Annotated in this window: 10 protein-coding genes and 1 pseudogene; 3 read left to right on the top strand and 8 right to left on the bottom strand. The window is 56.0% G+C overall.

Features of this window, described 5'->3' with window-relative positions:
• Window positions 1-123: 123 nt before the first annotated feature.
• The 6 genes from ACSSVY_RS21930 to ACSSVY_RS21955 form a co-directional block, all read right to left on the bottom strand.
• The gene (locus ACSSVY_RS21930) at window positions 124-1,809 is read right to left on the bottom strand and encodes a glycosyltransferase (protein WP_454272094.1); all 1,686 of its coding nucleotides are present in this window, start codon (window positions 1,807-1,809) and stop codon (window positions 124-126) included.
• Window positions 1,806-2,849 carry a hypothetical protein gene (locus tag ACSSVY_RS21935; protein WP_454272096.1) on the bottom strand — a complete coding sequence of 348 codons (1,044 nt, stop codon included), beginning with the start codon at window positions 2,847-2,849 and terminating at the stop codon, window positions 1,806-1,808. The genes ACSSVY_RS21930 and ACSSVY_RS21935 overlap by 4 nt, the downstream gene beginning before the upstream one ends.
• A 39-nt stretch (window positions 2,850-2,888) precedes the next feature.
• Window positions 2,889-5,015 (bottom strand): hypothetical protein, encoded by a 2,127-nt coding sequence (locus ACSSVY_RS21940; protein WP_454272098.1) that lies wholly within the window; start codon window positions 5,013-5,015, stop codon window positions 2,889-2,891.
• A gap of 106 nt (window positions 5,016-5,121) precedes the next feature.
• A protein-coding gene (locus ACSSVY_RS21945; RefSeq protein WP_454272099.1) for an IS5 family transposase occupies window positions 5,122-5,879 on the bottom strand; the annotation gives its coding sequence in 2 pieces (ribosomal slippage) (window positions 5,122-5,555 and window positions 5,555-5,879; 759 coding nt in all).
• 27 nt (window positions 5,880-5,906) lie between these two features.
• Window positions 5,907-6,539 carry a replication initiator protein A gene (locus ACSSVY_RS21950; protein ID WP_454272109.1) on the bottom strand — a complete coding sequence of 211 codons (633 nt, stop codon included), beginning with the start codon at window positions 6,537-6,539 and terminating at the stop codon, window positions 5,907-5,909.
• 112 nt (window positions 6,540-6,651) lie between these two features.
• Entirely contained in the window at window positions 6,652-7,311 is a 660-nt protein-coding gene (locus tag ACSSVY_RS21955) for a recombinase family protein (protein WP_454272101.1), read from the bottom strand.
• A gap of 43 nt (window positions 7,312-7,354) precedes the next feature.
• Between ACSSVY_RS21955 and ACSSVY_RS21960 the strand changes: the two are divergent.
• The 3 genes and pseudogenes from ACSSVY_RS21960 to ACSSVY_RS21970 all read left to right on the top strand — a co-directional run.
• A pseudogene (locus ACSSVY_RS21960) lies at window positions 7,355-8,113 on the top strand (DUF4158 domain-containing protein); the annotation flags it as partial.
• A 191-nt stretch (window positions 8,114-8,304) separates the two neighbouring features.
• On the top strand, window positions 8,305-9,171 hold the full coding sequence (locus tag ACSSVY_RS21965; protein ID WP_454272103.1) for a TniB family NTP-binding protein: 867 nt from the start codon (window positions 8,305-8,307) through the stop codon (window positions 9,169-9,171).
• Window positions 9,168-10,178 (top strand): TniQ family protein, encoded by a 1,011-nt coding sequence (locus ACSSVY_RS21970; protein WP_454272105.1) that lies wholly within the window; start codon window positions 9,168-9,170, stop codon window positions 10,176-10,178. The genes ACSSVY_RS21965 and ACSSVY_RS21970 overlap by 4 nt, the downstream gene beginning before the upstream one ends.
• Before the next feature lie 16 nt (window positions 10,179-10,194).
• Here the strand turns inward: ACSSVY_RS21970 and scpB are convergent, their stop codons facing one another.
• Together scpB and ACSSVY_RS21980 are read right to left on the bottom strand one after the other, a co-directional pair.
• Complete coding sequence (gene scpB, locus ACSSVY_RS21975) at window positions 10,195-10,806, bottom strand: SMC-Scp complex subunit ScpB (protein ID WP_454272110.1); 612 nt, start codon at window positions 10,804-10,806, stop codon at window positions 10,195-10,197.
• A gap of 47 nt (window positions 10,807-10,853) precedes the next feature.
• On the bottom strand, window positions 10,854-11,738 hold the full coding sequence (locus ACSSVY_RS21980; protein WP_454272107.1) for a DUF1403 family protein: 885 nt from the start codon (window positions 11,736-11,738) through the stop codon (window positions 10,854-10,856).
• Window positions 11,739-11,969 lie beyond the last annotated feature (231 nt).

An 11,969-nucleotide genomic window follows, 5' to 3' on the forward strand; every position in this document is an offset into this window, starting at 1 on the left:
AGCGAACGAGACCGTTAAGGCCAGTAACTTATTGAAAGATATGACATCAGGAAGTCGCAGGATCCAATTTTGCGCGGTTTGTTGTCGAACTTGGGTAATGGGATGAACTGCCTTCCCATTAGCTCACAGTTTGTCTAGAATAATGTCGTCCAGAAGCGGCTTTTCGTACCCTTTGATTGACGGGTTTGTGATCCAGCGGCGGTCAAGTTGAATTCTGTTCCACAAGGAATCTATCTCGTCTGAAAAGCATGTGCCCTCTCGTTCGGATTTTCGCACACAGTTCGCCAGTTCAAAGGCCATCGAGGCATGCACCATTTTTAAATGTACCGGTGTTGCGTTTTCCAGCGTTGCGACCGTATCGAGGAAGGCGGAGATTGACATAAGTCGGTCCGCGACCTTCTTGCCTGACGAAAGATGCGTCTTTCTACCACTGTTGCGCACCCAGTTGTAGCTCTCAAATTTCATCAGTGCAATCGAGCTGGCCGCGTTAAACACCTGCTGATTAAAAACCCTGTCCTCGCCTAGTCGCATGTTCACATTGAACTGCGCTCCGCCTTTGCCAATAAGATGTCGCCGGATGAGCATGTTCCAGCTGGTATAAAGTTGGACCAGGCTGGGCATGTCCGCATAACACGTACGCAACACTTCTGGTTGGTGATAGTGTTCTGGGGCGTTGAGACTCGATTGGTTGTTCATTTTCATAACATGTGAGCCGCGCACGACATCAGCGGAAACAGACCAAGCCCGCTCTAAAAGCTGGCCGAGCCCGCCGCTACACAGCGTGTCGTCGCCATCGACAAAACAGACGTATTCCCCATGCGAATTGTTTATCCCAATGTTGCGCATTGCCGACGGTCCCAAATTATAACTGGAGCGGGTGGGGATGATCCGGTCATCCCACCGAGCAAGGTTTTCCACCTTGAGCCAGGTTTTATCAGTGCTGCGGTCATCCAAAACGATCACCTCAACATCCGGTATGTTTTGCTGGGTAATTGAAGTCACGGCCTTCTGGATGGATTCCGCGTCGTTGTAGGCGGTGACGATCACTGATACCGCGGGGATCTTTGTGATAATCTCTGGTGTGGCAACAATCGCAGAGCTGCGCGAGAGTTGTGGGTGGGGGTCCTCTAGTGCAGGCTCAGCTACAATCGGTGCAAGGCCATAAAAGCAAAAATATCGGTTTTCTCCAGCATATTGACAATCTGGTTCGATTACACATTCTTGAAAGAAGGGGCCCAGATTGAATGGCTCTATATTCATATTTATGGGAAAAAATCCCCAGCCTTCGATATCTAAATACTCAGAAAAACCGCTGTTTGTGCTCGCAAACATATAGGATGGAGCCGCTAAGTATTTGCCGGACTTTTTGATCCTTTCAACTACATCAAGTCCCATATCGGGAGGCATATGAAACAGAATATCGCGTGCGATAATTAGATCGACGTCCGGAAAGGCTTCGGCGCTGACATCACGTACATGAAAGTTCACACCGTCTTGGCCATGCTTGGCGCGAAGCGCATCAACAAGCTCTTGGGAAGATTCCCAGCCTTCATAGGTGATGCCACGCCCGGGAACTGGCTGCGGAAAGCCCAAATGCTGCATCCAGTTCCAATCGCCACACCCCAAATCCAAGACACTGCGGATCGGCAGCTCTCGGAATTTACGCAACAGAAATTTTGAAGCCGCCGCAGCCGCTGTCAGGCTGCTGCCAGGCCCGGAGGCAGATTCGCGATGTCCCTTGGATTTTTCCATCAGCCCATAATCCACAAAGGCTTTCGCAGCTTGAAGGTTGCTTTTGTGTTCACTCATCCTGTCATCCTCGCACTAAGCGCTGCCCAAAAAGCCTTTCCACCCTCAAATGGCTGCGGAAACTGCGCGCTAAGCGCTGGGGTCATTTTATACACCCGTCTTTCCCAATCCGAGATCTTTTGTCCACTGCGGTAGCGCCCAAGCGTCCAGTCGTTTTGGCATGTAGGTTTTTGTTGGTACTCGAACAATCGCTCTGCATAGCTTTCGCTCATTTGGTCCAAGACGTGTTTTCCTTTAATCCATGGCTCTGAGGCCACGTCATACATGCCGCGGTTTTGCGTACCTACCTTCATAAAGCCGGAATAGTGCACAAAATCGAGCGGCAACCCTTCCACGAATATAGTCCCGCTTGCATCGCGGGTGATCTCACGTTGAAAGGTGTTCCAGCGCGCTACGTTCAATGTAGGGCGCCGGATCACACCCACATGATCAAAGTATGACGGCACCAAATCAATCCACTTTTGGTCGGTAAACAAATGGCGCTCGGCATCGATCACGCAGTGCCGTTGCAGCCGATGCCACCACCAATCTGCAAACTTCTTTCCTTCTCCCGAGTTTCTGACCCCCAAAAACCCCAAGTTAAAAGTACCCACCCGGTGTTGGTTCATTTCAAATTTGATCCAGTCGTCTTGGGTATGCGGCAAACAGCTGTGCGGCGTCAGCACAATGTCTTTGGTGTGTAATTTGTCGAATACCACAGTCAGATCACTGTGGATTTCGCAATCTGGGTCGAAAAACAGAGCCGATTCACAGTCTTTGCGCTCCAACAGTTTTTTAAGCACAAAACCTTTTATGGCAGTGGCCAACTCCATCACACTGTGCCCAAAGACCCAGGCCATGTGATTGGGTAGGTCTTGTTCTAGTTCAGAAATCGGCCAGACTTCATCAAAGTCAGAATCGCCAAAATCCAAATCTCTTGGATATGTATCGGCAAGCATTAAAACCGTTTTAACATCCCCAAGATGGGCTTTCGCCGACGCCGCCAAAAGCCGCGCGTTGGGGTAGTAGTTCAAAGCACAGGTGGTAAAAATATATCTCACATCCGCTCCATTCGTTTTGGGCCACAGAATTCGAACAATCTAACGTGCCCTGCCTTCTTTTAGGCCGTACTTCACATAGTGAAGAAGTGGATTGACGCCTGTTTCAACGATGTCTTCGTTAGATGTAAGATATTTGACCGTGGAAAATGTTGGCGACGGATCCCGCCCTTCGCCGGCCCCAAACCGCAAATAATGTTCGAGCGCATCCATCCGTGCGTCTTTGACATCAGGATTTTGCTCCAGATACCACGCCGCATCGAACATGTTGGATCTGCGCAGCTCGGCACGATCGCGATAGTACCGGAGTTTCTGGCCCAGCCGTTTTTTGCTGTTCACGTTGAACCGTAGCAAGGTGTTTTGCGCTTTCGCCTCATGAATTTGGGCATTCGCCGCATGCAGTTTGGTTTCCACTGCACGCAGGTTATCAGCCTCGTTCTTCAGCTTGTTGAAGCGCCACAACTGGTCCTTAGCCACATTGTGCCGTTCTTCCAACTCCTTCAGCGCGGCTTTGGCAAAGACTTCAAGCAGTTCACCCCTTGCCAACTTGCCGTCGGTGTCCAAGATCAACTGATCCTCAATGCCGTGTGACGCACCCAATGGATCCTGACGCGACACATCCATTCCGCAAAGCGCATTCCAAACCGCGATCGCCCGATCTCGAATATCAGCAGAGACCACATAAATCGGCCGGGGCCGGGACAACAAAGAGTTGTCCAAAAAATTTTTGCTTCCTTGGGTAGGCATATCAATGCCAAACTTGGCCGAGATCGCCTGAAGCACATCAAAGCCGTCAATAATAGCGGCATGACCAATAACTAGGCAGTCATCTGGGTACGCTTGGCACAGCTTGATATATGCTTCGTTGTGTTCCACCCAAAGCCGCAATGCGATGTCGGGGTCGTCGTAAAACCGCTTTGGCAGTTCAAGCGTTCCCCGCGTTTGCACAAATTCCCGCAGACTTCTTTTTTGCAAAGACAACGCACTGGCATTAGGTAAACGATACAGCACCAACGCTTTAAGCTCAGGTGCGGTGCGCTTCCATTCAAACACAAACCGGCCGAACCGCGGGTCTTTCATACACCAAGCGCCGTCGGAGTGCTCTGACCTTTGGTCAAAATAGGTGCGCAGCTCGGTCAAATCGTCTTTGGATAAGAGCACCTTCTGCTCAAGAGAGCTCGCCCAATCCACACCGTTAACATTCATCAGCCGGTCGTGCATGTTCACCAGCCCCCAGCTTTCGAAATAGCCTTTTGAGTTGTCCTCGTTTCCGTCCATCAGGTCAGTGCCCGCGCTGATGCCCGAGTTGTGCAACATTCCCGCAACAGACGACGTACCACATCGGTGAAATCCCGCAACCACGACCCCATGGCCCGGTTCACTCCGTTTGGGTGCGACCGTTGGCACGTGATTGATCGGATAGACTTTGGGATCCTGCCATTCTATATCGCCAACTAGCGGATCGTTCCAGTCGATCACATCAATCTTGTCGTCAAAGGCTTGAGCATGCATTGCCCAGACAATTTGGCATTCGGGTTGCTTCAAAGATTGGCAAGTGTTGTAGACTCGATCCGCTAAATCTCTGGACACCTCCAGATGTCGGTAGTGGATCAGCCCGGTGTTACAGATCGTGACATCTGTTTTGGCACCCTGCGCCAGACGGGTTTTGATAAAATCCTTTGTGGGCTCCATATGCCGTGCATAGCGCTCGTAAGGCAGAGCGGCGTCGATTTCGACATTGACGGAGTGTTTGGCAGTCGGAGTCTTGCGGATTAAAAGAGATGCGTCCGTGGCCCGCTTGAGAATATTTGCAACATGCTCGGATGTGACATGAAATTTGTGATCGAAGTACAGAACTGATTTAGGTATTTGCAAGTTTTCTTCGATAATCGTGCTATTTTTTAGAAATTGGAGATACTTCACCCATTTTGATTGCAGCGACGTTTCAAGGTAATCATTCGCGAGAACCGGGTGAAACGTCTTAATAAATCGCCAGCCCTGCGCGTGGGCATATTTACCAATTACATCGCTGTTTGAGAAAAAAAGGCACTCCACACCTGAAGTTCTTGGCGCCTTATATATCCCAAAATCTCGATGGTCACCAAACAGGCCTGTCACTACATAATGATTTTCAAAGTCTTGTTTAGTATTGATTTTTTTTATTGTCATTTTAGGCGCTCAACGTTCAATTTTTGGGGAAACCCTTCAGCTCACCATCTATGCTAATCCGTTTTAAAGAGCAACGCCGATTTTTGGTTGTGTCTAGGGTCAGGACTCATAGCCAGTAGATGACGAGAGCCGCAAGGGCGATGGCTGAAAGGAAGACCTTCGGGCACCGGTCGTAACGGGTTGCCACCCGCCGCCAATCCTTGAGCCTGCCGAACATGATCTCGATACGGTTGCGGCGTTTGTATCGGCGCTTGTCGTACTTGACCGGTGCCTTGCGCTGCTTCCGGCCGGGGATGCAGGCGCGTATCCCTTTGTCTTGCAACGCTTCTCGGAACCAGTCGGCGTCATAGCCGCGATCCCCGAGCAGCCATTTGACTTTTGGCAGACTGCTCAGCAGCGCCCGTGCCCCGATGTAATCGCTGACCTGACCGGCGGTGACGAACAGGTTCAGCGGCCGCCCCTTGCTATCGCAAATGGCATGCAGTTTCGTGTTCATGCCACCCTTGGTGCGTCCGATCAGGCGGCCACGCCCCCCTTTTTCGCGCCCATGCTGGTCGCGGTCCGGTGGGCCTTCAGATAGGTTGCGTCAATCATCACGGTCTTCTGTTCACCGTGTTCGGCGGCCAACCCGACCATCATTCTGGCGAAGATGCCCTTCTCGCTCCAACGCTTCCAACGGTTGTATAGTGTCTTGTGTGGGCCATATTCCCTCGGCGCATCACGCCAACGCAACCCATTGCGATTGATGAAGATAATCCCACTCAGCACACGCCGGTCATCAACGCGTGGCTTGCCGTGAGACTTAGGAAAATAGGGCTCCAGGCGCGCCATCTGCGCCTCGGTCAGCCAGAAGAGATCAGACATGTTACCGCTCGTTTTTTGGGCCGTGAATCATGTCGTCAGACGGAAATCAATGGGTCCAGACCCTAGCTCCATTCGGTAGAAGGGGGTATGATCGTCGGCGATAATCTGGCGAAGGTTGAGCCGAAACTTCTTGAGGGGGGCATTGCTGCCCGTCTTTTCCTGAAGTTTGGAAAGGCCAACTTGCCACTTTGGCTGACCCCCACAGTGTTTGCGGCCAATTTCATATAGGCGGCGCTCAAGCGGACGACGCAGGCGAAAATAATCGTTCGAGATTGTCATAACCTCGTCGCTTTCTATCGCCCGCATTACCCAATCAGACAAGATCACTTCACAGTAATCGAGCCGCCAGGTTCCTTCGCCCTTCATGACGAATCCGCTACCGGATTCAATCAGGTTAAAAAAGCGCGTCTCGCGCTTGCCGCCCGATTGAATATCGGTTTGAAAGATTGTGCCTATGAGCCGCTGAAAGGCTTGTTCTAGGCGCTGATATTCAACACCGCCTGTCTTGCGGTTCGTGCTAATCATCAGTTCCCGGGCGCTAAAGCGCACTCGCTTGCCGATCTCCTCACCCCGGTTCTTCCGGTGCATGAGTTGGCTAACGCAGAAAATCAGAATGTCCTTGTTGAAGATCGTAGGCAGACCGACCCCAGACGGCACAATTTTTAGTGTAAGCGGCGGCTGAGCCCCACGTTGTTCGACTGAGGCTTTGGTGCGAAGTCCTTTTCATCGGCTGATGAGGAGGGGGTAGATTCCGGTAGGGGGCAGGATCGTATCATAAGGCATTTTGGCGGTGCCGTCTGATGATGTCGGTGACTGTGTTTTTCGAGATACCTAGGTCTCGGGCTATCCACCGGTAGGAGCGGCCCTCGGCGACTGCCTGAATGACTTTGGGGGCGAGTTTGTCGGCTTTTGGTCGTTGGCCGGGTTGGCGACCGAGTTTCTTGCCGCGTGCGCGGGCAGCGGCTAGGCCCGATTTCACCCTTTCGCTGAGCAGATCACGTTCAAACTGGGCGATCCCAGCCAGCATGGTGGCCATCATTCGGCCATGTGGCGTCTCGACCTCGAAGGTCATGCCGCTCATGGCCACAATAGATACTTTCCAACCGGCAAGCCTATTTAGAGTGTCCAGCAGATCCTTAGTGGACCGCCCCCAGCGGGAAAGCTCACTGACCAGGATGGCGTCGATATGTCTGGCTTGCGCCAAGTCGAGTACCCGGTTGCGGGCGATGCGATTGGCGGACGCGCCCGAGGCTGTTTCCTTAAACACGCCGACCACGTCATAACCGCCACGTTCGGCAAAAGCCGTTAATTCTGAAATCTGGCGCTCACAGGACTGATCCGAGGTCGAAACCCGAGCATAGATGGCAGCACGTTGTCCCAGTTGAACCCCCTCAGATTTTGGTCTTGCAAGCCTTTGATTTTGCTGGTGCAAATTTTGTCCTGAACAGACTAATGACTAACAAGGACAATCCAGCATGCCAAGACGCTCTATCCTGACCGCGCGCCAGTGCGCGGCGCTGTTCGATCTGCCGACAGACGAAGCCACCATCCTCTACCACTACACACTGGCGGACGATGACCTCGAATTCATTCGAACCCGTCGCCATGCACGCAATCGCCTCGGCTTCGCCCTTCAGCTTTGTGCTTTCCGATATCCTGGCCGACTGTTGGCGTCGGGTGAGGTCATTCCAGAGGCCATCAGCAGCTTCATCGCAGCACAGCTTGGCGAAGAGATGGATGAGCTTTGCCGATACGCCGAGACCGACATAACGCGGCGCAGGCATCTGGTCGACTTGCGCCAGCTCTATGGCTTCAAGATGTTCTCCGGGCATCGCGCGCGGGAACTGAAAGCCTGGCTGTCAGGCGAGGCGGAGGTGGCAACCTCCAACCATGATCTGGCCCGCCGGTTTGTCGAAGAGTGTCGCCGGACCCAGACGATCTTGCCGGGTGTGTCCGTGGTCGAGCGCCTCTGCGCGGATGCGCTCGTGGCGGCGGAACGCCGGATCGAAAGCGCCATCGTGAACCGGCTGGATGAGGATAGAAAGGCCCGCCTGGACACCCTGCTCACGGAGATGGTCGATGGCACGGTCAGCCGGTTCGTCTGGCTGCGCCAATTCGAGGTTGGTCAGAACTCGGCCGATGTTGGCCGCCTCCTCGATCGGCTGGAGGTTCTGCGGGATCTGAACATCTCGCTAGATATCCTCGCGGGCATTCCACCCCATCGGGTGACCCGCCGCCACTGTTGCCGCCGCCAAAACCCCCAAAAGCCGGTTGAAGGAGATGACCCGCGCCCGGCATGCCACCGAGGCAAAGAAACCTTATGCCGACTTCGCTGCGCCTTCCGCCTCGGCCCAGGCAAAACTCGACCCGGATCGTCCGCGACGGGTCTTCCCGGTCGAGGATTGGTAAGGTGCCGGACCACCTCATGCCCGCCGCGGTCCCGCTCTTGCAGGCCGATGACGAAGTGCGGATCGCTCATGTTCGCGCGCCGCGCTGGATCAGCCATCCGGCGGCCGGCGCGGCGCATGACGCGATGCGACTGCTGCTTGAGCGACCGCCATCCCTGCGCCCACGCGGTTTGCTGCTTGCCGGTCCCTACCATAACGGCAAGACCATGATCGCCGAACGCTTTGCCGTCGAACATCTGCGTGTTGCCGAGCAGCAAAAGGTGTGGGTGATCCAGACCCGGGAAGGTGCAGGGCTGTCGCATTTCTATGCCAGCATCCTGTCCGGATTGCGCGCGCCACAAGCTGCGGGCTGGCGCAGCCTGTCCCGCGCCGGTGATCAGGTCGACCATCTTCTGGAGCGCCTGAAACCGCGCCTTTTGGTATTCGACGAGTTCCACAGCGCGTTGCGTGGGCGGCGCCAGGATGTGAAGGCCATCTTCTCGTTCTTGCGGCGGATCGCACGGGTGCATGACATCTCACCCGTCCTTGTCGGCGAGATCGCGATCTACGATGCGGTGCATGACACCGACGAAATGGGCTCACGTTTCGATACGATCCCCATTCCACGATGGGCGTATGACGAGGAGTTCGCGACGCTTCTCGACAGCCTGGAAGCCAATCTGCCGCTCGCCGAAGCCTCCGATCTGTCGCGCGACCCCTTGGCGAAGATCATCCACGATCTGTCAGAGGGGCTGATCGGCGAGGTTGTCGAGATCGTCACCCGGGCCGCAGTTGCGGCCATCTCGCGCGGTGAGGACCGGATCACCGGCGCAACCCTGTCGGACCTTGGCTATTTACCTCTTTCGAGGCGCCGCAATTCGGCTTTGCGTCACGAGATGACATGAGGTTTGGGCCGACCGGGATCTCCGTCACACCTGCAGAGCGGTATGCAAATGCAGTGGGAAACTGTTGGCCGGTGGCTATCAAGCCGGCACCCGGTGAACTTCTGTCGAGTTGGCTGCACCGTCTCGCCTACGCAAACGGCATACCTCCGCACTATTTTGCTGCGCTTCACGGAGCGCCGGGTGAGAACTGGTCGGCGCGGCTTGATCGGGCATTGCCCGATCGCATCCTGCAGCTTTTGGAAGAGCATACCCACATACCTCTGGAAGACATCGCGGCTCTGACCATTGCTCCTGACCCCTTGGCCCGGTTGCGTTTGCCCCTGCGGGCATCGCCTCAGCAGAGTTGCGCACCAAAGACGCAGGCGACCTGGCTGCAATTCTGCCCGGCCTGTCTGGCGGAAGACGAAACGCCCTATTTTCGCCGGGGCTGGAGCCTGGCGACACGCGTTTCTTGCTTTCACCATGGCTGCCGACTTCGGGACAGGTGCCCATCCTGCGGACACGGATTGGCCTCGTTCAGCCAGAAGCGTCTTGTACCGCATCAAATCTGCGCCTTGTGCGGTGCGGCGCTCTGCAAACGCACCCGTCCTGCCACCGCTGGCGTTCGACACCTTGAGCGCCTGATCGACGATCTGCTTCGTCTTCATGCCGTGGGGTATCGGATGGCAGAGGGGCGGTCACTGCCGGACCTGCTTGGATCGGCCTGCTTTCAATTTGGGCGACGGCCAATGTCCATCGCGCGCCTCCCCCATCGGGATCGCTATCATCTGTTCCGGCAATTGACGGAAGGGCGGTCGACGCCTTTCGGAACGCGAAGAAATCCCGCGATCGCTTATTGGAGACGCGCCGCTCTGGCTGCGCCAGCCTGGCGCGGACTGGTCACATCATTCAGCGATGCCGTCCTGCCTCGGCCTAAAGCTGGGCCTTGCCCCACCACCGCTGGCCCGTATTTGGCAGATCTCATTCAAGCGGCCGCGCGGCTCCATCAGAAGCGGCAAGCGTTTTGAGGGTCAGAGGCGGGTTTCAGGGGCGCGCGGCGAGCCCGGCGTCATTCAGCTGTTCAGGATCTGGCAAGTCGCGCAAGCTCTCCATCCCGAAAGCTGAGAGGAACACGTCAGTGGTCACGAAGGTATAGGGGGCACCACGACGCGGCGCGCGCGGCCCAGTTCCAATCAGACCCTGCGCATGCAGCCGCCCGATCAGGTCCCGGCTGATCTCTTTGCCAAAGATATCCTTCAGCCCGTCACGGGTGATCGGCTGGTGGTAGGCGATAGCCGCCAAAATCGCGACGTCGAATTCGTTCAGGTCCAGCAACTGGTCCCCGACATCCGCGGCGGCGCGGATCGCAGGCGCGTAAGCGGTCCGTGTCCGGAACATCCACCCCCCTGCGACCATGGCAATCTCAAACGCCCGCCCCTCCAGATCGGCGGCCAGATCCTCGACCAGCAGATCAACCGAGGCCGCCTGCCCCACTATGCGCGCCAGATCTTCGCGCGGTACAGGCGAGGCAGAGGCAAACAGCACCGCCTCGATCCGGCGCATCCATTCCCGCCAGCGCAATTCCGGCGGCAGGTTGGCCAATTCGCGGTCAATCTGGGGTTCGGGGCGGTCCTTCGACTTCTTTTCTGGTCGCATGTCCGACCCGCGGAACCGGTTCCCATTTTCGCTATCCATGCTCATGCCTACACCCCGTACAGCCGGAAGGTGTCGCGGCCGGTCAATTCGCGGATGGCGCCAAGATCGACCAGCCGGTCGCAGAGTCGCCGCGCGGCGCGATCCGGCAAAGGCAAGGCCGCGGGGGCCACCGCATCCTGTGTCAGGAAGATCTCAACCGCCTCCCCGGCCCCTTTGGCTCGAAGCTTTGGCGCAACCCCTTTCAAAAGCGCAGCCCGACGCGAGAGGTCGACAGCCAGACGCGTGGCCTCGACCGCGGATGCGGTCACAGCGCGATGACAGGCTAGGCGCAAATCGTGGCCCCGCTTGCGCAGGTCTGTGCGTTTCAAACCCGCGGCCAGCAGCGGCACGACATGATCCCAACCAAGCGCCTGGGCGAGGGCGGCGTCCGCGAGGATTAACGCCGGGACTTCGGCACGGGGTGCCTCCGTCAGGACAGCATCCAGCACCACCGCGGTACGGGTCAGCGGTGCCCCATTTCCCGCATCCACCCACGTGGCGATGTGGCAAGACTCGATGGTCGGTAAAGCTCGGCTCAAAGCCTTGACCGACACCGACCGTTCCACCGCGCGACGCCAGGCAAGGTAGGTTTCGCCTGCCGGACCGGGAAGGTCGCCGGGACGCAGGAGGTGCACCGCGTCGCGCAATTCCCCCGCCCTCTCCATCCGACCGGAAAGCGCCACGCATGCCTCTGCGGCGTGCAGGGCCAGCCGGTCCCGCAACAATGCTTGGGGGACATCGTCTCGTGCAAACACATGATACAGGTGAGTAAGCGCTGCACCTGACAAAAACGCCACATCTTCAAGGGTTTCAACCCGTGTGGCGATGACCCAGGCTGGCATCCGGGGTATCGTTTCAGGGTCGCTGGTGCGGGTGTCGCGAGCAAACGTCATGCCGGGACGCTATCCCAATACGGCGCTTTCGGCCAGTAAATAGCGTAGAAACCGCCTCACACTATCTCTTGCTCTAATGTCCAATAATCTTGCATTATCGGACGTAAAAATGATATGCTCAAAAACATGGGTAGTCTGTCGGATAGCCGGAATTCATGAGATTCAAGCACTTCCCTGAAAAACGAGTCGGGGTTCATGAGATTCTGTACCGGTATTTATGAGACTGGATGT

It is taken from the genome of Roseovarius sp. MBR-51 (assembly GCF_053628575.1).